Consider the following 21680-nt stretch of genomic DNA (forward strand, 5'->3'; position numbering starts at 1 on the left):
ACACTAATCGTCACGGCCGGGCAACCTCGACCATCTCGAAGTCCGACTTGGCCGCGCCGCAGTCCGGGCAGCTCCAGCCTTCCGGGATGTCGTCCCAACGGGTGCCGGGTGCAATGCCGTCCTCGGGCCATCCCTTCTCCTCGTCGTACTCGAATCCACATTGCACGCACACGAACAGCTTGTATGCCTCACTCATTTCTTCACTCCCATCTCGTCGAAGTCGATCTTCTCGCGTACTGCACAGTCAGGGCAGCACCAGTCGTCGGGCACGTCGTCCCACTTGGTCCCTGCCGGAAATCCTTCGCGTGGTGCACCCTTCGCCTCGTCGTAGACATAGTCACAGCCGGGGCACTTGAAGGCGCTCATGCTTGCACTCCATACTTGGCGAGCACTTTGTCGCGCATCCTTGGGTGGATGTTGACCCGCGTGATGTCGCCCTCGTAGTGCGCGACGACGCGGTGGTCCATCACCTTGCGCCACAGCGGCGGGAAGTAGGTGAGCCCGATCATCGACGCATACCCGCTGGGCAGGCACGGCGCGGTGTCCATGCTCCGCAGCGTCTGGTAGCGACGCGTCGGGTTGGCGTGGTGATCGCTGTGCCGCTGCAGGTGGTAGAGGAACAGGTTGGTCACGATGTGGTCGGAGTTCCAGCTGTGTTCGGGCGCGCATCGCTCGTAGCGTCCGCTGGGGGTCTTCTGCCGGAGAAGTCCGTAGTGCTCGAGGTAGTTGACGGTCTCCAGGAGCGTGAACCCGAAGACGGCCGAGATCACCACGTACGGGATCAGCGCGACGCCGAAGATCGCGATGAGCGCGCCGTACAGCACCGCCGACATCGCCCACGCGTTGAGCACGTCGTTGGACCAGTGCCACGGACTCTTGTCGAGCCTGCGCAGCCGCGCTGCCTCGAGTTCCCACGACGACTTCAGGCTGCCCCAGACGCTGCGCGGCAGGAATTCCCAGAACGTTTCGCCGAAGCGGGCCGACGCGGGATCCTCCGGGGTGGCAACGCGCACGTGGTGGCCGCGGTTGTGCTCGATGTAGAAGTGGCCGTACAGGGTCTGGGCCAGGGTGATCTTGGCCAGCCAGCGTTCCAGCTCGTCCTTCTTGTGGCCCATCTCGTGCGCGGTGTTGATGCCCACCCCGCCGAGCATGCCCACCGACAGCGCAAGACCGATCTTGGCGACCCAGTTCAGGCCCCCGTCGAAGCCCAGCCAGCTCAGATCCGACGCCGTGAACAGGTAGGCGCCGAAGATCACGCTCGCGTACTGGAACGGGATGTAGATGTAGGTGCAGTACCGGTAGTACTCGTCGTTCTCCAGCCGCTCCATCACCTCATCGGGCGGGTTCTGGCCGTCGGGACCGAACCGCAGGTCCAGGACGGGCAGCAGCACATAGAGCAGGATCGGGCCGATCCAGAACGGCACCTGCGCGGCGGCGTGCCAGCCCCACTGGTTGAACGCCCACACCAGCGGCAGCACCACGAACAGCGCCGTCGGCGCGATCAGGCCCATCAGCCACAGGTACCGCTTCTTGTCGCGCCATTGGTCGACCGGGGCCACGGACCCCGATACCTCCGAAAGATCTGATGCCATCTCTGGCCACCTCCTACGAGAGCTGCGTCACTGTCCCGTTTGACGATAGCGACTGTTTTGTCCGCTGTCTATACACAGATCCACCTTTTGTAAAATAGGACGGTTTCATGACCCTCCTGCAGAAGTGGGCGTGCGGCGAAGGCCGCCCGGTAGCGTCCAGCCGATGGTGCGGGAACACGCTGTCGTCATCGGCGCGAGCATCGCGGGCATGTGCGCGGCTCGCGTGCTGTCGGACCACTACGCCAAGGTGACGGTCTTCGAACGCGACGACCTTCCCGACCAGCCGGCCAACCGGCCCGCGGTGCCACAGGGCAAGCACGTCCACCTGTTGATGGCGCGCGGCGCCGCCGAGTTCGAGGGGTTGTTTCCCGGTCTGCTCGACGACATGGTGGCCGCGGGGGTGCCCGTCCTGGAGAACCGGCCCGACTGCATCCACTTCGGCGCGGCAGGCCACGTCCTTGGCACCCAGGCCACGCTGCGTGACGAGTTCACCGCCTACGTGCCGAGTCGGCCGCACCTGGAATGGCAGATCAGGCGCCGCGCGTTGGCACTCCCGAACGTCGAGTTGGTGCGGCGCGGCATCGCCCAACCCCAGTACGACCCGGCCGAGGAACGCGTGACGGGCGTGCTGCTCGATGCAGACGACACGAATGCGATCGAAGCCGATCTGGTCGTCGACGCGACCGGACGTGGCACCCGCCTGCCAGTGTGGTTGGAGCAGTGGGGATTCGACAGGCCGACCGAGGACACCGTCGAGGTCGGCATCGGTTACGCCACCCATCAGATCCGCATCCCCGACGGCCTGATCGAGGAGAAGGTGATCGTCGCAGGAGCCTGCCACGACCAGCCGCTCGGCCTCGGCATGCTGTTCTACGAGGACGGCAACTGGGGCCTGACGACGTACGGCACCGCGAAAGTCGAACCACCGCAGAACTTCCCGCAGATGTGCGCGCTGGCGGAACAGATCCTGCCCGCCCACATCAGCGCGGCGGTGCGCAAGGGCGAACCGATCGGGGACGTGGCGTTCCACAAGTACCCGACCAGTCGATGGCGACGCTACGACAAGATGAACCGCTTCCCGACCGGCATCATCCCGTTCGGCGACGCCGTGGTGAGCTTCAACCCGACGTTCGGACAGGGCATGACGATGTCGTCGATCCAGGCGGGCAACCTCGGCGAGGTGCTTCGATCCGGCGATCCCGACATTGCGGGCAGGCTGGCGCAGGCGACGGCGAAGACCACCTGGCCGGTGTGGATGATGACCGCCATCGGCGACCTGAGCCTGCACAACGCCACGGGTGAGGCTCGGTGGTGGTTCCGGCCCGTCGGTGACCTCTTCGACCAGTTCCTCGGGGCCGCAGAGACCGATCCCGTTCTCGCCGAATGGTTTCTACGTCGCTTCAGCCTGCTGGACAGCCTCTGGATGGTTCCGTCGGGACGGTTGATCGGGCGCACCATCCGGCACAACGCGCGACTCTGGTGGACCGAGAAGCGCGCTGCTAGCCGGTCAAGGCGCGATCGAGATCGGGTTCCAAGTAGATGACCCGCGCCGCGGGTACCGCGGCACGCACGGCCGACTCGGCGGCGTCGATGGTGGCGGCGACCGTGGCCAGATCGGTGTCGGCAGCCAGTGCGATCTTTGCGCCAACCAACAGCTCGTCGGGTCCGAGGTACTGCGTGCGGATGTGAATCAGGCGGTCGACGTTCGGGGTCTGCTCCAGCGCCGCTCGAATCGCCTTGTCCTCCTGGCTGGTTGCGCCTTCACCGATGAGCAGGCTGTGCATCTCGATCATCAGGATGACGGCGATGATGCCGAGCAGAACACCGATCGCCATGGTGCCGATGCCGTCCCACACCGGGTCGCCGGTCAGCATCGACAGCCCAACGCCGCCCAGCGCGAGCGCCAGCCCGATCAACGCGCCGGTATCCTCCAGCAGCACCACCGGTAACTCGGGATTGCGCGACGTCCGGATGAAGTGCCACCAGCTGGCCGACCCCTTGAGCGGTCGTGACTCCACCGCTGCGGTGCGAAAGCTGTAGGACTCCAAGCAGATTGCGACCAGCAGGATGGCCATCGCCACCACTGGTGACGTCAACTCCTCCGGGTGGCTGATCTTGTGGTAGCCCTCGTAGAGCGCGAACACCGAACCGAGCGTGAACAGCACCAGCGCCACGACGAACGAGTAGAAGTACCGGCTGCGGCCGTAGCCGAACGGATGCAGGTCGTCTGCCTCCTTTCGCGCTTGCCGCTGCCCGAACAGCAACAGGCCCTGGTTGGAGGTGTCGGCAACGGAGTGCACCGACTCGGCCAACATCGAGGAACTGCCCGTGATGATGAAGCCGACGAACTTCGCGACGGCGATGCCGGCGTTCGCCAGCAGTGCGGCAATGATTGCCCTGGTACTGCCGGCCGTCGACATCGTGCCCCCTAGATACCCACCGTGGCGCGGAACAGCTTCGTCGGCTGTTCGGCGACGAGCCGGATGGGCCCGTCGTCGGCCGCAACCCAGGCGGCCGCACCCTTCTCGATCCGCAACACGCTGGACTTGGCGTGCACCGTCACGGCGCCCTCGGTGCACAGCAGGATCTGCGGTCCGTCGTGGCGCGCGGGCGCGTCGACCTCGTGGCCCAAGTGGTCGCTATCCAGATGCAGTACCGATACCGCGAACTCCGGTGCAGGCGTGCGGTAGACGAGTTCGATTCCGTCTCCGACGGCCTCGGGGCGAATGTGGGACTCATCCGTCGGGGTGAAGTCCAGCACCCGCAGCAACTCGGGCACGTCGACGTGCTTGGGCGTCAACCCGCCACGCAATACGTTGTCGGAGTTGGCCATTACCTCGAAGCCAACCCCGTGCAGGTAGGCGTGCAGATTTCCGGCGGGCAGGTAGATGCCCTCGCCGGGCTTCAAGGTGATGCGGTTGAGCAGCAAGGCGGCGAGTACGCCCGCATCGCCTGGATAGCGCTCACCGAGCTCCAGCACGGTCTTGGCTTCGGCTGCGAATCGCGTTTCGCCCGAACGGAGGTAGTTCACCGCACCGTCGAGCACGGCGGGCACCAGCACGTCGAGGTCGGGCTGGGGTGCGGTGATCCAGGTGGTGAACAGCGCCCGCAGTCCGTCGGCCTCGGACTGTCCGGACAGCAGGTCGATGAACGAGTCGAGGTCGGACACGGCCAGCGCGCGCATCAACTCGACGCTGCGTGCTGCCGGCCGGAATCCGGCAAGGGCCTCGAACGGGCCGAGCGCCACGATGAGCTCGGGTTTGTGGCTGCGGTCGCGGTAGTTGCGCGTCGGCGCCGTCACCGGGATCTTGAGACGGTCCTCGCGGGTGAAGCCCTCGAGCGCCTGCTCCGCGCTCGGATGCGCCTGCAGCGAGAGCGGTTCGTCGGCTGCCAGCACCTTGGCCAGGAAGGGCAATGCGTCGCCGAAGCGCTCCCTGGTGGCCGCGCCCAACTGCCCCTCGGGATCAGCCTTGATGACGTCGAGCAGCGATTGCTCACCGCTGTCCGTCTCGAGCCGAGCCGGACCGCCTGGGTGGGCACCGAACCACAGCTCCGCTTCGGGATGCGCTGTCGGACTTGGTCGTCCAGTGAATTCGGCAATCGCAGTGCGCGACCCCCATGCGTAGGTCCGCACCGCACCGTGTAGCAGGTCCACTCGTTAACCTCGAACCAGTCGCAGGTAAACCGCTGTCATGTCCAACCGCACCGCCAACGTCGCCAACTGCTGCTCGAGGCGGCCGCCCTCCGGAGTCGCGACGTCGGGGACGTCCTTGGCGCTGACCACGTCGAGGCCGTCGTAGCCCGCCAACCTCGCCGCGATCGCAGGACGTTCGTCGTCCGCTGCGAGGACGACGGAACGAATCGCCGCGGGCAGTGGACCGTCGAGTTCCTCGTCGTGGAAGATCGACGTCTCGTAATAGGTTGCGGTCCTGGCGATTCCGCCGTGCAGGGCGACCACGAGGTCGGCGAGCCCGACGGCCGCCACGGGTTTGTGGCCAACCCGCAGCAGCACCGCCCCAGCATGCCTGGCGAGCGCCAACGTCGCCGGTTTGTCGCCGGCCAGCACGACGTCGCGCCCGGACATGCGGTCTGCGAGCGTCTTGGCGGGGTTGGTGAACAGCTCGCGGCCAGCGCTGTTGCGCAGCGCCTCGGCGTCCAGTTCGTCGGCCAGACCGGCGATGTCGATCTGCATCCCTGGATCCACCACGCTCAGGATGGCCAGGCCCGCGGAGAAGTAGCGGGCGAGCCCGAAGTCGTCGGGCACCCTCAGGCGCGGTTCGAGCACCACCGCGCGCCCGGCGGCGACTTCTTGAAGGGGACCCTCGTGCGGGGCCACCACGACCACGCGCGCGCCCCGCCGCGTCCCCGTCGCCGCGGCCGACACCAGCACCGGATCGACGGGATCGTCTCCGGACACGACCAGAACATCCAGCGCGCCGATCCAGGGCGGCACCTCTGGTGCAACGACGATCGGCGCCGCCGTCGACCCACCGAGGGCGGCAGCCAGCATCAGTCCGGCCGCCTCGGCCGCGCCGCGATTGGCCACCCAGATCACGGTGCGCGGCGGCAGGTCTGACCGCAGCGGCTCGAGAACGCCTTCGTCCAGCGCGGCGGCCATCGCGCGAACCTGGGCACCCGCCATCGACGCCGCCCGCAGCAGGCCCTCGCGATCGGCAGCGAGCAAACCCTCGGCGTCGTCGAGGTCGACGGTCGCCGATTGTGCGCGGGGGTCCGCGCTCACGTGGCAGCCCCGGTGTGCGTGGCGATCAGCTCGGCGACGTGCTCGACGACCTCGTTGACGCCGTCGGTGGAGCGCGCCTCGACGTTCAGGCGCAGCAACGGCTCGGTGTTGGACGTGCGCAGGTTGAACCACGTTCCGTCGCCGAGATCGACGGTCACGCCGTCGAGATGGTCGATGGAGTGGATGCGGCTGCCAAACGACTTCAGCACCGAGTCCACGCAAGTCGGCGCGTCGGCGACGGTGAAGTTGATCTCGCCGGAGGCCTCGTACCGTTGGTAGTCGGCCATGATCTGCGATAGCGGCCGATCCTGCTCGCCGAGCGCCGCCAGGACGTGCAGCGCGGCCAGCATGCCGGAGTCGGCACCCCAGAAGTCGCGGAAGTAGTAATGCGCCGAGTGCTCGCCGCCGAAGATCGCGCCGGTCTCGGCCATCAGGCCCTTGATGTAGGAGTGACCGACGCGGGCGCGCACGGCCGTGCCGCCCCGTTCGACGATCAGCTCCGGCACCGCCCGCGAGGTGATCAGATTGTGAATGACGGTCGCGCCGATCTCACGGCTGAGTTCTCGGCCCGCCACCAGTGCGGTCACCGCCGACGGCGAGATGGGTCGACCGAGTTCGTCGACGACGAAGCAGCGGTCGGCGTCGCCGTCGAAGGCCAGTCCGATGTCGGCGCCGGTGTCCAGCACGTGGGCCTGCAGATCGACCAGGTTCGCCGGGTCCAGCGGGTTGGCCTCGTGGTTCGGGAACGTGCCGTCGAGTTCGAAGAACAACGGCAGCAACGTGATCCCAGGGATGGGATCAAGGACTCCAGGGGTGGTGTGGCCGGCCATGCCGTTGCCCGCGTCGACGGCCACCCGCAGCGGCCTGCCGCCGGACACGTCGACGAGCGATCGTAGGAACTGCCCGTAGTCGTCAAGCACGTCTCGATCACGGATCACGCCGACCGGTCCGTCGTGCGTGGGGACGCCGTCGATCACCTCACCGCTGATGGTGGCGAGACCGCTCTCCTTGCCCACCGGCTTGGCACCGGCACGGCACAGCTTGATGCCGTTGTAGGCGGCTGGGTTGTGGCTTGCGGTGAACATGGCGCCGGGACAGTCCATAAGGCCTGAGGCGAAGTAGAGCTGATCGGTTGACGCCAGGCCGATCCGGATGACGTCGAGGCCCTGTGCCACGACGCCCTCGGCGAACGCGTCGGCAAGTGAGGGCGAGCTGGACCGCATGTCGTAGCCGATCACGACCTGCGTGGCGCCGGGCGACCCTTCGTCGCGCACCAGCCGCGCGAATGCGCCACCGACGTCGGAGACGAAGGCCTCGTCGATCTCTTCACCGACCAGACCCCGCACGTCATACGCCTTGATGACGCGGTTGACAGCCGCAGCGGGCCGAGACATAAATCTCCTTGGATCCCCTAGCCGGAAATGGTCGTGGCGCCAGCCTATCGGCTCGCGAATTCTCACGCCGAGGCTCGCACCGCGGCGCCACCGCAAAGTCCGGCCGAGCCCCGAAACGGTAGGTGAAACGGTAGGTGTCTAGTCACCGGGATCGGGCAGAACGCGCAAATGTCCGCGCCGCCGACCGTTGTGCTCAGAGCGGGGGGCGGCCGGCGCCATCAACGCGCCGCCGTGCACGCCCGTCGATGGGTCGGTGAACCCGGCGACTACGCCGCCCATGGCCGAAACGCCGTCGCGTCCCTCACGGACCGCATCGGCCAAAGCCACCAGATCGTCATCCTCGCTGTGCGAGGGAAGTGGGCCTGCGTGCCGCACCAGCTCCCAGCCGCGCGGGGCGGTGATCCGGCCGGCGTGCTTGACGCACAGATCCCACGAGTGCGGTTCCGACACGGTGGCCAGCGGCCCGACGACCGCCGTCGAGTCTCGGTACACGAAGGTCAGCGTCGCCACGGCGTAGTGCGGGCACCCGGGCCGGCAGCAGCGACGGGGAACGTTCACGCAAGCGAGGCTATCTGCTGGCGACGTCGCGCGAGCACGACACGCGCAGCCGGACGTCGGCCGATCTCCAACCGTTACGATCTGCCGATGGCCGACCCGAGATCACGCCGTGGCCGGGACATGCGCGGTCCGCTGCTCCCACCCACCGTGCCGGGATGGCGCAGCAGGGCCGAACTGTTCGACATGGCGGTCCTCGAAGCCTACGAGCCCATTGAGCGGCGGTGGCAGGACCGTCTCTCGACGCTCGACGTCGCGGTCGACGAGATTCCGAGGATCGCACCGAAGGATCCCGACAGCGTGCAGTGGCCGCCTGAGGTGATCGCCGACGGGCCCATCGCGCTGGCCCGACTGATCCCGGCAGGGGTGGATGTGCGGGGCAATGCCACACGCGCACGAATTATGTTGTTCCGCAAGCCAATCGAGCGACGGGCGAAGGACACCGCCGAGCTCGCGGACCTGCTGCATGAAGTGCTGGTGGCCCAGGTGGCCACCTATTTGGGCGTCGAACCCTCCGTCATCGACCCGACGATCGACGACGACTGAACTCCGACGCGGTCGGTCAGCTCAGATGATGCCGCGCTTGAGGCGACGGCGTTCACGCTCGGAGAGGCCTCCCCAGATGCCGAAGCGCTCGTCGTGCGCCAAGGCGTAATCCAGGCACCTGTCCTTCACGTCGCAGCCCAAGCAGATGCGCTTGGCCTCACGCGTCGAGCCGCCCTTCTCGGGGAAGAACGCCTCGGGGTCGGTCTGCGCGCACAGCGCGCGTTCCTGCCACTGCTCGTCTTCGTCGTCGGTTGCCGGCTCGAGTTCGATCTGCTCGGGTACCACGCTCAGTTGAGGTCGCCCCGTCGCCGCGCTCTGTGCCGGTCCAGTATTGGTGTGCGGGGTACTGCCTACTGAGCCGAGCATCCGACTGTCGAAGTGGATGACACGATCGAAATCAACGCGCTCATAAGACATCTTCCGCCTCCTCATCTGGTTTCGTAGATCCCTAGTGGAGCCCCAATGTTGCGATGTACAACACCTTCATTCGAACAGGTGATCGAATCTCGGTCTGCGACACCGGAACCGGCCGTCCAACCGGGAATGACACTGATGTGATTAGACACGGGTTAGCTGCACGGGTCAAGCGCTAGGACCGAATTTCATACCATCCCGTTACCGAAATTCGGCGCGTCGGTTACCCGGCGTGTCGTCAAACGGCCCCCGCGGACGCCCCCGCGGCGGCGCAAGGGCCTACTCTCGGTCGCTGTGAAGGTCTCGGTTTTGGTCGGCGGTGTCGGCGGCGCAAAGTTCTTGCTTGGAGTCCAACAGTTGCTGGGCCTCGGGCAATTCGCGGGCTCGGGCACCGGCGCGGCGGGCGACCACGAACTCACCGCGATCGTGAACGTGGGCGACGACGCCTGGATGCACGGCGTCCGGATCTGCCCCGACCTCGATACCTGTATGTACACCTTAGGTGGAGGGATTGACCCCGAACGGGGTTGGGGCCACGCCAACGAAACCTGGCACGCGAAGGAAGAACTCGCGGCCTACGGCGTGCAGCCCGACTGGTTCGGCCTCGGCGACCGGGATCTGGCGACGCACTTGGTCCGCACCCAGATGCTACGGGCGGGCTACCCGCTCTCGCAGGTGACCGAAGCCCTGTGCAAGAGATGGCAGCCCGGCGCGCGCCTGTTGCCCGTCACCGACGATCGCAGCGAGACGCATGTCGTCGTATCGGGCGGAGTGTCGGATTCCGGTGGCCAGCCGGACGCTCAGCGAGCGATCCACTTCCAGGAGTGGTGGGTGCGCTATCGCGCCCAGATCCCCACGCATGGCTTCGCTTTCATTGGCGCCGACACGGCGGCCGCGGGGCCCGGCGTCACCGAGGCGATCGCCGACGCTGACGTCGTGCTGCTGGCGCCGTCGAACCCGGTGGTGAGCATCGGCACCATCCTCGCGGTTCCCGGCATTCGGGGCGCGTTGCGCTCGACGACCGCGCCCGTGGTCGGTTACTCCCCCATCGTGGCAGGAAAGGCGTTGCGCGGGATGGCCGATGAGTGCCTGTCGACAATCGGCGTCGAGACTACGTCGCAAGCCGTCGGCGCCCACTTCGGGGCCCGCTCGGGCGTCGGCATCCTCGATGGCTGGCTGATCGACGAAGGTGACGAGGCGACCGTCGAGGGCGTCGAGGTGCGATCGATTCCGCTGTTGATGACCGATCCGAAGGCCACCGCCGAAATGGTGCGGAGCGGACTGGAACTGGTGGGTATCCCGGCGTGAGCACCGATCATGGCTCCGGCGGCGCCGTCGAGATCCTGCCCGTGCCAGGGCTGCCCGAGTTCCGCCCGGGTGACGACGTGGCGGCGGCGATCGTAGCCGCGGCACCATGGCTGCGCGACGACGACGTCCTGGTGGTCACCAGCAAGGTGCTCTCCAAGAGCGAGGGCCGCATCGTCGCGGCCCCTACCGATCCCGAGGAGAGGGACGCCCTGCGCCGCAGGCTGATCGACGACGAGGCGGTGCGCGTCCTGGCACGCAAGGGCCGCACGCTGATCACGGAGAACGCCATCGGCCTGATCCAGGCCGCGGCGGGAGTGGACGGCTCGAACGTCGACGCCGCCGAATTGGCCCTGCTGCCCGTCGATCCCGACGGCAGCGCACGCGCACTTCGCAGTCGGCTGCTGGAACTCCTCGGCATCACCGTCGGCGTGGTGATCACCGACACGATGGGGCGGGCGTGGCGCAACGGCCAGACGGACGCCGCCATCGGTGCCGCGGGCCTGGCAGTCCTTCACGGTTACGCGGGAGCCCACGATCCGCACGGCAACGAACTATTGGTGACCGAAGTGGCCGTCGCCGATGAGATCGCCGGCGCGGCCGATCTGGTGAAGGGCAAACTCACCGGCGTCCCGGTCGCCGTCGTGCGCGGGCTGCGGCCGCACGACGACGGCTCCAACGGGCGCACGCTGGTTCGTGCCGGCGAGGAGGACCTCTTCTGGCTGGGCACCGAAGAAGCATTGGAACTTGGCAGACGCCAAGCGCAGTTGACGCGGCGATCGGTCCGGCAGTTCAGCTCCGAACCCGTCGACGCCGCCGCCATCGAAGACGCCGTGAGCGAGGCGCTGACGGCGCCGGCACCGCACCACACCCGGCCCGTGCGTTTCGTCTGGATCCGCGACCACGCCACTCGCATCCGACTGCTGGACGGCATGAAGGAGCAGTGGCGCGCCGACCTGACCGGTGACGGACGTCAAGCCGACTCCGTCGAACGTCGCCTCAATCGCGGCCAGATCCTGTACGACGCACCGGAACTCGTCATCCCCGTGATGGTGCCCGACGGGGCGCACGCCTACCCCGACGCCGCGAGGACCGCCGCCGAGAAGACGATGTTCACCGTCGCGGTCGGCGCTGCGGTGCAGGCGCTGCTGGTGGCACTTGCGGTTCGGGACGTCGGCAGCTGCTGGATCGGCTCGACGATCTTCGCTCAGGATCTGGTGCGCACCGAACTCGATCTTCCGCCCGATTGGGAACCGCTGGGCGCCATCGCGATCGGCCATCCCGCCGAGGTGACCGGCCCCCGTGATCCCGTCCCGACGGCCGGCCTCCTGATAGAGCGATGACCCTGCACGAGTCGGTCGTCGCCACGCTCACCGGCTGGGAACCAGCCGATCCCGCGCAGGACTCGTTGCGCAACGCGGTGCTGAGCTTCGTCCTCGGCCGCCCCGATGCGTGCCAGCGGGCATGCGTGCCTGGTCACATCACCGCGTCGGCGCTGGTGCTCGACCACACCGGCACTCAGACACTGCTCACCCTGCACCCGCGACTGGGCCGCTGGGTGCAGCTCGGCGGGCACTGCGAGGACACCGACGCCGACATCGCGGCCGCGGCACTGCGCGAGGCAACCGAGGAATCGGGAATCGACGGGCTGACCGTCACCGCCACGCCCGTCGCGTTGCACGTGCACCCCGTCACGTGTTCCTTGGGCGTGCCGACCCGCCACCTCGACGTCCAGTTCGTCGCGCACGCTCCCGAGGGTGCTCAGATCACCTGCAGCGACGAATCACTGGATCTGCGGTGGTGGCCGCTCGACGGCTTGCCGGACGGTGCCGACTACGGCGTTCGGCAGTTGGTGCGGGCCGCTCAGACGTCCGTCGAGTAGCGGATGCCTCCGTCGGGGATGTGCACCCCTGGCCACACCCGGGCGCCACGCAGAAGCTCACACCGCGCACCGATGTGCGCGCCGTCGCCGATGACGCCGTCGCGGATCAGTGCCCGCGGGCCGATGCGGGCCCCGAAGCCGATGATGGAGCGTTCGATGACCGACCCGGCCTCGATGCGCGCACCGTCGAAGATCACCGCACCGTCCAGTCGCACGCCAGGCCCGATCTCCGCGCCGCGGCCGACGACCGTTCCGCCTATCAGTAGCGCACCCGGTGCGACCGCTGCGCCTTCGTGCACCAACTCCTCGCCGCGGTGCCCCTTCAATGCGGGCGACGGCGCGATGCCGCGGACGAGATCGGCCGAGCCACGCACGAAGTCGTCCGGCGTGCCCATGTCGCGCCAGTAGGTGGCGTCGACGTAACCGCACACCTTCAAGCCGTCGGAGAGCAGCGACGGGAACACCTCGCGCTCGACCGACACGGCGCGGCCCTTCGGGATCCGCTCGATGACGTCGCGCTGGAAGACGTAACAGCCAGCGTTGATCTGATCACTGGGCGGATCCTGGGTCTTCTCAAGGAACGCCAGGACCCCACCGTCGGAATCGGTTGGCACACAACCGAATGCCCGCGGGTCGCCGACTCGGACCAAATGCAGGGTGAGGTCGGCCTCGCGTTCGGAGTGGCTCGCGAGTAGCGCCCTCAAGTCGCAGCCGGAGAGCACGTCGCCGTTGAACACCATCGCGGTGTCGTACCGCAGCTTCGATGCCACGTTGGCGATGCCGCCGCCCGTGCCGAGTGGCTCGTCCTCGACGACGTACTCGATCTCCAGACCGAGCTTCGAGCCGTCCCCGAACTCCGCCTCGAAGACACCGGCCTTGTACGACGTGCCGAGCACGACGTGCCGAATGCCAGCGTCGGCGATCCGCGACAGCATGTGAGTCAGGAACGGAAGACCTGCCGTCGGCAGCATCGGCTTGGGTGCCGACAACGTCAGCGGACGCAGGCGTGTGCCTTGCCCGCCGACCAACACGACCGCGTCGACGTGCGCGGGATCCACTGGGGTCGCCACGTCAGCGGCCTCCTCTGCAATTCGCGCGAGCGCTCATCGCTCTCCTTTCGCCGCATTACGCCTAGCTTTACCCACAACCAGCCGCGAGCGCGCGGCGAGAGCGGACTTGAAGGCCCATCGCAGCGGCGCTTGCCACCGCCCGCGATGTCGATCAGCGAGGAAAGTGTAGGTGCTGGCGTGATGCGCCGCCAAGTTGCGGGCCGGATCGCGACCAGTGGAATGGCCCTTGTCGTGCAAAATCTCCGCCGTCGGCACGTACACGTTCAGCCAACCGGCCTCGTGGAGGCGGTCTCCCAGGTCCACGTCCTCCATGTACATGAAATACCGCTCATCGAAGCCCCGGACCTCATCGAAGGCGGCCCGACGTAGCAACAGACAAGATCCGGACAGCCAGCCGACGGGGCGTTCGCTGGGCTCGACGCGCTCCTGGCGGTACGCGGCGGTCCAGGGGTTGGATTTCCAAACCAGTCCGACCACCGCGTGCATGCCACCGCGGATCAGGCTGGGCTGGTGGCGCGCCGATGGGTACACCGAACCGTCGGGGTCGCGAATCAACGGGCCGAGCGCCCCGGCCCGTGGCCACCGGGCTGCCGCCTCCAACAGGGCGTCGATGCTGCGCGGGCCCCACAGCACGTCGGGGTTGGCGACGATGAAGAACTCGGAATCGGTCGCGGGATCGGCCAGGTAGTCCGCGACGGCGCGGTTGACGGCGGCGCCGTAGCCGAGGTTGCCCCCGGTGCGCAGCAGTCGGGCGTTGGGATGGCGCTCCAAGGCTTCCTCGGGGGCACCGTCGGTCGAACCGTTGTCCGCCATCACGACGGTGACTGGGCGCTCGGTTGCGTGCGACAGCGTGGCCAGGAACCGGTCGAGATGGCGCCCCGGCGAGTACGTCACGGTCACTACGACCAGTTCGTCGCTCACGGCGTAGAGGGTTTCATGGCGTTCAGCGCGCAAACACCCCGGCGCTGTACTTGGGCTGCCAGTCCGATGTGAGGAGGGCGCCGACGTTGGACTCCCTGTCCCCGCGATTGGCCGTGTCGGTGTCGCGGATGCTGTAGATGAACGCAGGACCGCTGTAGCCGGTGGCCGCCGCGGCCGCCAGCACGTCGGTGATCTGCTTGGCCTGCTCCTCCTGGCTGACTCCGTCGGAGTCTTCGCTCGTCGGCGCGCCCAACTCGGTCATCCAGATCTTCTTGCCACCGTCGCCGTTGGCGGCCATGACGTCGTGCAGCGCAGGGACGTCCGACCAGCCGTTCTCCGGGTTGGCGGCGAACCCAGTGGGAAAGACGTAGGGGTGAGCCGCAGCGGCGTCGAAGTTGCCCTTGGCGCCCAAGGCGTACATCTGGGTGAGGAACGCAGGCGGGGACTCCTCTCCCGGCAGTCGGCTGAAACCGGCGAGCACCACGGTGCTGCCTGGCTGCGCGGCCTTGATCGCCGGATAGGCGGCCTTGACCAAGTCGGTGTACCGCGGGGCGTTGCGGGGCGTGCCCCCGAAGAAAAGTGGAAGGTTCGGCTCGTTCCAGAGCTGCCAGTTGGACACTCGCGACCCGTACCGACTCACCACTGCGGTGGAGAAGCCGGCGTAGTCGGACGCGTTGTCCGGCGGGGCGCTGAAGGAGGTGCCCGCCGGACGCGCCCAGGTCGGCGAGTAGGCGATGACGCCGAGCACCCTCAAGTTGCGCGCCGCCGCCGCGTTGATCACGACGTCCGTCTGGCGCCAGTCGTACTGACCCTTTGCCGTCTCGATCTGGGTCCACGGGATGAGCACCCGGAGCCACGTAGCGCTGGTCTTGGCTACGGCGTCGAGCTCGCGATTGACGTCGTCGGCGCCGAGCCACGTCATCTGGGCGCCGTCACCAAAGCCGTACCCTGCCGCCGGGAACAGCAGCGCCGCTTGGGCCGGGGCGGGCACGGCAAGGCCGACGACGATCGCCAGCGACGCCGCCACTGCCCGCGCAAAATAACGCCCCGCCCGTTTCGCCATGCCCAGAAAACTACCGCACCACCACGCAGAGCCGCCCTGCAGCAACGACTGCCACCCGGCAGGATCAGCCTCCAAACGTCACCCCGGAACGCTCGCCAGCGCCGATTCCAGCGCATCACGCCACGGCCGCAGGGGCGTCAGACCGGCGTCCGCGGACCTGGCGCCGGACAGCGCCGAGTACTGCGGTCGGGACGCAGGCCGGGGATGGCGGCCCGTGTCGACGGGACGCACCCTGGCCGGGTCGGCCCCGACGAATTCGAACACCGCCCGAGCCTGCTCGAAGCGACTGGTCTCGCCGTCGTTCGCCGCGTGCAGCACGGGTTCGCTGATCGTCCCTGCTGCCGCCTCGAGCAGCGCGCCGACCAGATCGCCAACGTAGGTCGGCGATCCGATCTGGTCGGCCACGACGTCCACCGTCCCGTCACCGGCGGCCAGCCGGCGCATGGTCGCGACGAAGTCACCGCCGTCGCCTCCAGAGAAGATCCACGCCGTGCGCACCACGTGTGCGTCTGGCATGGCGGCCAGCACGGCGAACTCACCTGCCAACTTGCTCCGTCCGTAGACGCTCAGTGGACCGGTCTGGTCGTCGATCTCGTAGGGGCGGCGTTCGGCGCCACCGAAGTCGCCACTGAACACGTAGTCGGTGGAGACGTGCACTAGGCCTGCGCCTGCGCGGGCGCACGCGTGCGCCACGTTCTCCGCTCCCGTCGCGTTGACGGCGAACGCCCTCTCCTCGTCGCGCTCGGCCTCGTCGACCTTGGTGTACGCGGCACAGTTGATCACCGCGTCATCCGCGTCGACGTGACGCTCAATGGCCGTTGCGTCGGTGACATCGCACTGCGCCGACGTCAACGCCAGCACCTCGTGCCCGCGTTGGGTGGCCTGAGCTGCCAAGACGGTACCGACGAGACCTCCGGCCCCGATGATGACGATCCTCTGCGACATGCCCCCGAGTCTGGCACGCCGACTCCAGCTACCCGGTCTGTGGCCTCGTCGCAAGTAGCCTGGGCTGATGCCAGGTCGCCTCACCCGCGCCATTGCCGTGATCGCGGCACTGGTGGTCGTCGTCGGCACAGGCGTCGCGTGGGGAAAGATCCGCTCGTTCGAGTCCGGTATCAACCACATCAGCGCCGCATCCCTCGGGGGTGGCGGCGAGGACGGTGCCATCGACATCCTGCTGGTCGGGCTGGACAGCCGGACCGACGCGCACGGCAACCCGCTGTCCGCCGACGAACTGGCCATGTTGCGCGCAGGCGACGACGTGTCGACCAACACCGACACGATCATCCTGGTGCGCATCCCGAACAACGGGAAGTCGGCCACCGCAATCTCCATCCCTCGCGACTCCTACGTCGATGCGCCAGGGCTTGGCAAGATGAAGATCAACGGCGTCTTCGGCGAGGTCAAGCTGGACAGGATGAAGGAGCTCGTCGAACAGGAAGGCATGGATCCCGCGAAGGCCGAGCCGCAAGCGACGGCGGCGGCCCGCGAGGCGCTGATCGCGACGGTCGCCAAGCTGACCGGGGTCACCGTCGACCACTACGCGGAGATCGGCCTGCTCGGCTTCGCCCTCATCACCGATGCCCTCGGCGGCGTCGACGTCTGCCTGAAAGATGCCGTCTACGAACCACTTTCGGGTGCCGACTTCCCGGCCGGCTGGCAGAAGCTGGACGGCCCGCAGGCCTTGAGCTTCGTCCGGCAGCGCCACGACCTTCCGCGGGGCGACCTCGACCGGGTGGTGCGCCAGCAGGTAGTGATGGCGTCGCTCGCCCACCAGGTCATCTCGGGCAAGACGCTGTCCAGTCCGGCGACGCTCAACCGATTGCAGGACGCCGTGCAGCGCTCGGTGGTGATCTCCGACGGCTGGGACATCATGGACTTCATCACACAGCTGCAGAAGCTGGCCGGAGGCAACGTCGCATTCGCCACGATTCCGGTCCTTCAGGAGGACGGCTGGAGCGACGACGGCATGCAGAGCGTGGTGCGAGTGGATCCGAGCCAGGTCCAGACCTGGGTGTCAGGCCTGTTGCAGGACCAGGACGCGGGCAAGACCGAGCAGCTCGCCTATTCGCCGAGCAAGACCACCGCCGACGTGGTCAACGACACCGACATCGGCGGGCTCGCCGCCTCGGTCTCGGAGGTGTTGACCGGCAAGGGTTTCACCGCCGGTGCGATCGGCAACAACGACACCGAGCACGTCTCGCGCAGCCAGGTCCGGGCCGCCAAGTCCGATGATCTCGGCGCCGAGGCCGTCGCGAAGGAGCTTGGCAGTCTTCCGGTCGTCGAGGACGCATCGGTGGCTCCTGGGTCGGTGAAGGTCGTGCTCTCCTCGGACTACACCGGGCCCGGCTCCGGCCTCGGCTCCGAGGATTCGTCGGCGGGCAACACCCAGACCGCCGACCCCGTTGCGGCCGACGCCTCCACCGACGCCCCGCCTCCACCGTCGCCGATCATCACCGCGGGTTCCAACGATCCGGAGTGCGTGAACTGAGCACCCCCCCGTCGCTTCGCTCGCCCGGAAGCACTCTCAGCGCCTCCGTGCTCGATCCGCTGCTGCGCATCAACCCGGCCGGGCCCCGCATCACCTACTACGACGACGCGACCGGCGAACGCATCGAGCTGTCCACCGCAACACTGCACAACTGGGCGGCCAAGTCGGCGAACCTGCTGCGCGACGAGCTCGGCGCAGGCCCCGGCAGCAGGGTGGCAATCCTGCTTCCCGCGCACTGGCAGACGGCGGGTGTCCTGCTCGGGGTTTGGTACATCGGTGCGGAAGTCGTACTCGGGCAAGGGGATTGTGACATCGCCTGCTGCACCGCGGACCGGCTGGACGAGGCCGACGCCGCCGTCGTACCCGGCGGCGAGGTGGTCGCCCTGTCGTTGGACCCGTTCGGCAAGCCGATCGCCGACCTGCCGTTCGGCATCACCGACTACGCCACATCGGTGCGGGTGCACGGTGACCAGATCTCCCCAGCGCCTCAGCCAGGCCCCGCTCTGGCCGAGCAATCGCCGGCCGAAGTCCTTGCGGCGGCCGAAACAGCTGGCGCGGCAATGGGTTTGACTTCGACCGACCGGGTCTTGTCGACCGCCGGATGGGATACCGCAGAGGCCATGGTCGACCATCTGCTCGCAGTGTTCGCCGCGGGCGCGTCACTCGTACAGGTGACCAACCCCGACCAGGACGCCCAGGAGCGGCGCCGAACAACCGAGAAGGTCACCCGCGGTTAGGTGCGCTCACTTCAGCAGAGCGCGTGACATCACCACGCGCTGAATCTGATTGGTGCCCTCGTAGATCTGGGTGATCTTCGCGTCGCGCATGAACCGCTCGACCGGGAAGTCCACGGTGTAGCCGTAGCCGCCGAAGATCTGGACCGCGTCGGTGGTGACCTCCATCGCGACATCGGAAGCGAAACACTTTGCCGCAGAGGAGATGAACCCCAGATTCGGCTCGCCACGCTCGGCCCGCGCCGCGGCACTGTAGACCATCAGGCGCGCGGCCTCGATCTTCATCGCCATGTCGGCGAGCATGAACTGGATCGACTGGAAGTCGCTGATCGCCTTCTTGAACTGCTTGCGTTCCTTGCTGTAGGCGATCGCAGCCTCGAGCGCCCCCTGGGCAATGCCGACGGCCTGCGCACCGATCGTCGGGCGGGTGTGATCCAGCGTCGCCAATGCGGTCTTGAACCCGGTGCCAGGGTCGCCGATGATGCGGTCTCCTGGAATGCGGCATTCCTCGAAGTACAACTCCGTGGTCGGCGAGCCCTTGATGCCGAGCTTGCGTTCCTTCGGCCCGACCGAGAAGCCCTCGTCGTCCTTGTGCACCACGAACGCCGAGATGCCGTTGGCGCCCTTGTCGGGGTCGGTCACCGCCATCACCGTGTACCAGGTGGAGTGGCCGCCGTTGGAGATCCAGCACTTCGATCCGTTGAGAATCCAGTCGTCGCCGTCGGCCTTGGCGCGAGTCCGCATCGCCGCCGCGTCGCTGCCCGCCTCCCGCTCCGACAACGCATACGAAGCCGTCGCCTCCCCCGCTCCGATGGAGGGCAGCACCTGCTTCTTGAGCTCTTCGGAACCGCGCATCAACATGCCCATGGTGCCGAGCTTGTTGCAGATCGGGATCAACGACGACGACGCACACACCCGCGCGACCTCTTCGATCACGATGCACGCAGCGATCGAGTCGCCGCCCTGTCCGCCGTACTCCTCGGGAATGTGAATCGCCGAGAAACCACTGGCGGAGAGCGCCGCTAGAGCTTCAGTGGTGTAGCGGGCCTTCTCATCGACATCCGCTGCGTACGGCGCGATTTCCTTCTCACACAGGTCCCGTAAAACCGTGCGCAGCTCGTTGTGTTCATCGGCAAGCCGGAACACGTCGAACGCGGGATTACCCAGTCGGTCAGCCATGAAAAGTCTCCTTGCTACTCGCCGGTAACTTTACCTTGTGCAGAATCTCGGCCCATCAGCCGATCCCGCAGCGCTGCGTCCTTTTGCAGCACCACTTCCTCAAGGTCGGTCTGAAACCGCTCCATGCGCGCGCGCAGCGCGGGATCCGACGAACCGAGGATGCGCACGGCCAGCAGGCCCGCATTGCGGGCACCGCCGATCGACACCGTGGCGACCGGGACCCCGGCAGGCATCTGCACGATCGACAGCAGCGAATCCAGGCCGTCGAGCCGCGCCAGTGGCACCGGAACGCCGATCACCGGCAGCGGCGTCGCGGCGGCGACCATGCCTGGCAGGTGCGCGGCTCCGCCTGCGCCCGCGATGACGACCTCGATGCCACGGCCCGCGGCGCTGCGCGCGTAGTCGAGCATCCGGCCGGGTGTGCGGTGCGCCGACACCACTCCCACTTCGAACGGCACCTCGAACTCGGCCAGCGCGGTCACCGCGTCCTCCATCACCGACCAGTCGCTGTCACTGCCCATGATGACGCCGACCCGAGGGCTACTACTTGGCATGTCCGTCCCATCCATCCGTCCACTCGCCATGTGACAAGTAGTGCGCGGCCCGCGTCGCCCGCTCCCGGACGTACGCGACGTATTCGTCGTCGGAAGGCGAACCGTCGGCCGCACCGAGCACGTTTACGTGCCCGATCTTGCGCCCCGCCCGTTCGGCCTTGCCGTACAGGTGCACCTTGGCATCGGGGATCCGCGCGAACAGATGGTGCAGACGCTCGTCCATGCCGATCGCGGGCGCGACCGGCGCGCCAAGCACGTTGGCCATCACCGTCACCGGGGCAATCGGCCGGGTGTCCCCGAGCGGATAGTCCAGCACCGCACGCAGGTGTTGTTCGAACTGACTGGTCCTTGCGCCGTCCATGCTCCAGTGGCCGGAGTTGTGCGGGCGCATCGCCAACTCGTTGACGAGCAGCCCACCGTCGACCGTCTCGAACAGTTCGACGGCCAGCACCCCGACCACCCCGAGTTCGTTGGCCAGTCGAAGCGCCAGTGCCTCTGCGGCGCCGCCCAGTTCCGAGTTCAGCTTGGGGGCGGGAGCAATGACCTCGACGCAGATGCCGTCGCGCTGCACGGTTTCGACCACCGGCCACGCCGCGCCCTGCCCGAACGGCGACCGCGCCACCAACGCGGACAGCTCACGGCGCATGTCGACGCGTTCCTCGACGAGAACCGCAACGCCGTCCGCGAGATATCGGCCGGCGGCCTCGCGTGCCTCGGCGGCGTCGCGGGCCAGCGTGACACCGCGGCCGTCGTACCCGCCCCGGATCGTCTTCACCACGATCGGCCCACCGATGCGCGCGGCGAACTCGTCGACGTCATCGACCGTCGTCACCTCCGCGAACCGCGGCACCGGCGCGCCAAGCTCCTCCAGCCGCCGTCGCATCACCAGCTTGTCCTGGGCGTGGATGAGCGCCTGTGGCGGCGGGGCCACGTTGACGCCGTCGGCGACCAGCTCGTCGAGCAGGTCGGTCGGCACGTGCTCGTGGTCGAAGGTCAGCGCGTCCACCCCCGCGGCCGCCTTGCGCAGCGCGTCGATGTCGGTGTGGGCCCCGAGCACCACGTCGGGGGTCACCTGCGCGGCGGGATCGTCGGGGCTCGCCGCGAGCACCCGCAGGGTCTGACCGAGCGCGATTGCGGCCTGGTGGGTCATCCTGGCCAGCTGGCCGCCGCCGATCATGACCACTACTGGGGGTGCGCTCACGGTGCTATGTTGTCACGCCAGGAACCGGCTGCGACCTG

23 protein-coding genes are annotated in these 21680 nt (G+C 67.7%); 7 read left to right on the forward strand and 16 right to left on the reverse strand.

Translation table 11 applies throughout. The features are described 5' to 3' along the window. Positions 1–10: 10 nt before the first annotated feature. The 3 genes from HNP02_RS28280 to HNP02_RS28290 are packed head-to-tail and all read right to left on the reverse strand — an operon-like array spanning position 11 to position 1592. Positions 11–196, reverse strand: a complete 186-nt coding sequence (locus tag HNP02_RS28280; protein WP_184443936.1) for a rubredoxin — start codon at positions 194–196, stop codon at positions 11–13. Next, positions 193–366: a rubredoxin gene (locus tag HNP02_RS28285; protein WP_184443937.1), complete on the reverse strand. Its 174-nt coding sequence runs from the start codon at positions 364–366 to the stop codon at positions 193–195. The genes HNP02_RS28280 and HNP02_RS28285 overlap by 4 nt, the downstream gene beginning before the upstream one ends. Beyond that, entirely contained in the window at positions 363–1592 is a 1230-nt protein-coding gene (locus HNP02_RS28290) for an alkane 1-monooxygenase (RefSeq protein ID WP_184443938.1), read from the reverse strand. Before HNP02_RS28290 ends, HNP02_RS28285 begins: the two co-directional genes overlap by 4 nt. A 163-nt stretch (positions 1593–1755) precedes the next feature. Between HNP02_RS28290 and HNP02_RS28295 the strand changes: the two genes are divergently transcribed. Then, a complete protein-coding gene (locus tag HNP02_RS28295) occupies positions 1756–3135 on the forward strand; it encodes an NAD(P)/FAD-dependent oxidoreductase (protein ID WP_184443939.1) in 1380 nt (459 codons plus the stop codon). On the opposite strand, the gene HNP02_RS28300 is transcribed toward HNP02_RS28295, so the two are convergent. The 5 genes from HNP02_RS28300 to HNP02_RS28320 form a co-directional block, all read right to left on the reverse strand. Then, the gene (locus HNP02_RS28300; RefSeq protein ID WP_184443940.1) at positions 3092–4012 is read right to left on the reverse strand and encodes a cation diffusion facilitator family transporter; all 921 of its coding nucleotides are present in this window, start codon (positions 4010–4012) and stop codon (positions 3092–3094) included. The two genes, HNP02_RS28295 and HNP02_RS28300, sit on opposite strands and share 44 nt — an antisense overlap. Positions 4013–4020: 8 nt before the next feature. Next, a complete protein-coding gene (manA, locus tag HNP02_RS28305) occupies positions 4021–5247 on the reverse strand; it encodes a mannose-6-phosphate isomerase, class I (RefSeq protein ID WP_184443941.1) in 1227 nt (408 codons plus the stop codon). 3 nt (positions 5248–5250) lie between these two features. Then, positions 5251–6333, reverse strand: a complete 1083-nt coding sequence (locus HNP02_RS28310; protein ID WP_184443942.1) for a TobH protein — start codon at positions 6331–6333, stop codon at positions 5251–5253. Beyond that, positions 6330–7727 carry a phosphomannomutase/phosphoglucomutase gene (locus HNP02_RS28315; protein WP_184443943.1) on the reverse strand — a complete coding sequence of 466 codons (1398 nt, stop codon included), beginning with the start codon at positions 7725–7727 and terminating at the stop codon, positions 6330–6332. Before HNP02_RS28315 ends, HNP02_RS28310 begins: the two co-directional genes overlap by 4 nt. A gap of 138 nt (positions 7728–7865) precedes the next feature. Next, entirely contained in the window at positions 7866–8285 is a 420-nt protein-coding gene (locus HNP02_RS28320) for a DUF3499 domain-containing protein (protein WP_184443944.1), read from the reverse strand. A gap of 120 nt (positions 8286–8405) precedes the next feature. On the opposite strand from HNP02_RS28320, the gene HNP02_RS28325 reads away from it, so the two are divergent. After that, positions 8406–8828, forward strand: a complete 423-nt coding sequence (locus HNP02_RS28325; protein ID WP_184444006.1) for a metallopeptidase family protein — start codon at positions 8406–8408, stop codon at positions 8826–8828. Positions 8829–8849: 21 nt separating this feature from the next. Here HNP02_RS28325 and HNP02_RS28330 read toward each other — a convergent pair whose 3' ends face one another. Continuing rightward, positions 8850–9119 (reverse strand): WhiB family transcriptional regulator, encoded by a 270-nt coding sequence (locus HNP02_RS28330; protein ID WP_255507048.1) that lies wholly within the window; start codon positions 9117–9119, stop codon positions 8850–8852. 417 nt (positions 9120–9536) lie between these two features. On the opposite strand from HNP02_RS28330, the gene cofD reads away from it, so the two are divergent. From cofD to HNP02_RS28345, 3 genes are read left to right on the forward strand one after another with little or no spacing between them, the layout of a single operon-like run. Further along, positions 9537–10550 (forward strand): 2-phospho-L-lactate transferase, encoded by a 1014-nt coding sequence (gene cofD / locus HNP02_RS28335; RefSeq protein ID WP_184443946.1) that lies wholly within the window; start codon positions 9537–9539, stop codon positions 10548–10550. Next, positions 10547–11890 carry a coenzyme F420-0:L-glutamate ligase gene (locus HNP02_RS28340; protein WP_184443947.1) on the forward strand — a complete coding sequence of 448 codons (1344 nt, stop codon included), beginning with the start codon at positions 10547–10549 and terminating at the stop codon, positions 11888–11890. The genes cofD and HNP02_RS28340 overlap by 4 nt, the downstream gene beginning before the upstream one ends. Next, positions 11887–12429, forward strand: a complete 543-nt coding sequence (locus HNP02_RS28345) for an NUDIX hydrolase (RefSeq protein WP_184443948.1) — start codon at positions 11887–11889, stop codon at positions 12427–12429. Before HNP02_RS28340 ends, HNP02_RS28345 begins: the two co-directional genes overlap by 4 nt. Here the strand turns inward: HNP02_RS28345 and HNP02_RS28350 are convergent. The 4 genes from HNP02_RS28350 to rfbD all read right to left on the reverse strand — a co-directional run bounded on the left by HNP02_RS28350 (position 12411) and on the right by rfbD (position 16428). Beyond that, positions 12411–13487, reverse strand: coding sequence for a sugar phosphate nucleotidyltransferase (locus HNP02_RS28350; protein WP_184444007.1), 1077 nt, complete (start codon positions 13485–13487; stop codon positions 12411–12413). The two genes, HNP02_RS28345 and HNP02_RS28350, sit on opposite strands and share 19 nt — an antisense overlap. Before the next feature lie 45 nt (positions 13488–13532). Continuing rightward, the gene (locus HNP02_RS28355; protein ID WP_184443949.1) at positions 13533–14420 is read right to left on the reverse strand and encodes a glycosyltransferase family 2 protein; all 888 of its coding nucleotides are present in this window, start codon (positions 14418–14420) and stop codon (positions 13533–13535) included. A gap of 22 nt (positions 14421–14442) precedes the next feature. Beyond that, on the reverse strand, positions 14443–15483 hold the full coding sequence (locus tag HNP02_RS28360; protein WP_184443950.1) for a cellulase family glycosylhydrolase: 1041 nt from the start codon (positions 15481–15483) through the stop codon (positions 14443–14445). A 78-nt stretch (positions 15484–15561) separates the two neighbouring features. Continuing rightward, positions 15562–16428, reverse strand: coding sequence for a dTDP-4-dehydrorhamnose reductase (rfbD, locus tag HNP02_RS28365; RefSeq protein WP_184443951.1), 867 nt, complete (start codon positions 16426–16428; stop codon positions 15562–15564). 67 nt (positions 16429–16495) lie between these two features. Between rfbD and HNP02_RS28370 the strand changes: the two genes are divergently transcribed. Beyond that, on the forward strand, positions 16496–17974 hold the full coding sequence (locus tag HNP02_RS28370; RefSeq protein ID WP_184443952.1) for an LCP family protein: 1479 nt from the start codon (positions 16496–16498) through the stop codon (positions 17972–17974). Then, on the forward strand, positions 17962–18711 hold the full coding sequence (locus HNP02_RS28375; protein ID WP_309241721.1) for a TIGR03089 family protein: 750 nt from the start codon (positions 17962–17964) through the stop codon (positions 18709–18711). The genes HNP02_RS28370 and HNP02_RS28375 overlap by 13 nt, the downstream gene beginning before the upstream one ends. Before the next feature lie 6 nt (positions 18712–18717). Here the strand turns inward: HNP02_RS28375 and HNP02_RS28380 are convergent, their stop codons facing one another. From HNP02_RS28380 to HNP02_RS28390, 3 genes are read right to left on the reverse strand one after another with little or no spacing between them, the layout of a single operon-like run. Then, the gene (locus HNP02_RS28380; protein WP_184443953.1) at positions 18718–19887 is read right to left on the reverse strand and encodes an acyl-CoA dehydrogenase; all 1170 of its coding nucleotides are present in this window, start codon (positions 19885–19887) and stop codon (positions 18718–18720) included. Positions 19888–19901: 14 nt separating this feature from the next. Next, positions 19902–20441, reverse strand: coding sequence for a 5-(carboxyamino)imidazole ribonucleotide mutase (gene purE, locus HNP02_RS28385; RefSeq protein WP_184443954.1), 540 nt, complete (start codon positions 20439–20441; stop codon positions 19902–19904). Further along, positions 20431–21618: a 5-(carboxyamino)imidazole ribonucleotide synthase gene (locus HNP02_RS28390; protein WP_184444009.1), complete on the reverse strand. Its 1188-nt coding sequence runs from the start codon at positions 21616–21618 to the stop codon at positions 20431–20433. Before HNP02_RS28390 ends, purE begins: the two co-directional genes overlap by 11 nt. Between the last annotated feature and the right edge of the window lie 62 nt (positions 21619–21680).

The organism is Mycobacterium sp. AZCC_0083 (assembly GCF_014202335.1).
Taxonomy (GTDB): domain Bacteria; phylum Actinomycetota; class Actinomycetes; order Mycobacteriales; family Mycobacteriaceae; genus Mycobacterium.

What these genes read in the sequence shown, in the direction of transcription:
- HNP02_RS28280 (WP_184443936.1), bottom strand. Translation starts at nt 196, where the DNA reads ATGAGTGAGGCATACAAGCTGTTCGTGTGCGTGCAATGTGGATTCGAG.
- HNP02_RS28285 (WP_184443937.1), bottom strand. Translation starts at nt 366, where the DNA reads ATGAGCGCCTTCAAGTGCCCCGGCTGTGACTATGTCTACGACGAGGCG.
- HNP02_RS28290 (WP_184443938.1), bottom strand. Translation starts at nt 1,592, where the DNA reads ATGGCATCAGATCTTTCGGAGGTATCGGGGTCCGTGGCCCCGGTCGAC.
- HNP02_RS28295 (WP_184443939.1), top strand. Translation starts at nt 1,756, where the DNA reads ATGGTGCGGGAACACGCTGTCGTCATCGGCGCGAGCATCGCGGGCATG.
- HNP02_RS28300 (WP_184443940.1), bottom strand. Translation starts at nt 4,012, where the DNA reads ATGTCGACGGCCGGCAGTACCAGGGCAATCATTGCCGCACTGCTGGCG.
- HNP02_RS28315 (WP_184443943.1), bottom strand. Translation starts at nt 7,727, where the DNA reads ATGTCTCGGCCCGCTGCGGCTGTCAACCGCGTCATCAAGGCGTATGAC.
- HNP02_RS28325 (WP_184444006.1), top strand. Translation starts at nt 8,406, where the DNA reads ATGCGCGGTCCGCTGCTCCCACCCACCGTGCCGGGATGGCGCAGCAGG.
- HNP02_RS28345 (WP_184443948.1), top strand. Translation starts at nt 11,887, where the DNA reads ATGACCCTGCACGAGTCGGTCGTCGCCACGCTCACCGGCTGGGAACCA.
- HNP02_RS28360 (WP_184443950.1), bottom strand. Translation starts at nt 15,483, where the DNA reads ATGGCGAAACGGGCGGGGCGTTATTTTGCGCGGGCAGTGGCGGCGTCG.
- rfbD (WP_184443951.1), bottom strand. Translation starts at nt 16,428, where the DNA reads ATGTCGCAGAGGATCGTCATCATCGGGGCCGGAGGTCTCGTCGGTACC.
- HNP02_RS28370 (WP_184443952.1), top strand. Translation starts at nt 16,496, where the DNA reads ATGCCAGGTCGCCTCACCCGCGCCATTGCCGTGATCGCGGCACTGGTG.
- HNP02_RS28380 (WP_184443953.1), bottom strand. Translation starts at nt 19,887, where the DNA reads ATGGCTGACCGACTGGGTAATCCCGCGTTCGACGTGTTCCGGCTTGCC.
- purE (WP_184443954.1), bottom strand. Translation starts at nt 20,441, where the DNA reads ATGCCAAGTAGTAGCCCTCGGGTCGGCGTCATCATGGGCAGTGACAGC.
- HNP02_RS28390 (WP_184444009.1), bottom strand. Translation starts at nt 21,618, where the DNA reads ATGATCGGCGGCGGCCAGCTGGCCAGGATGACCCACCAGGCCGCAATC.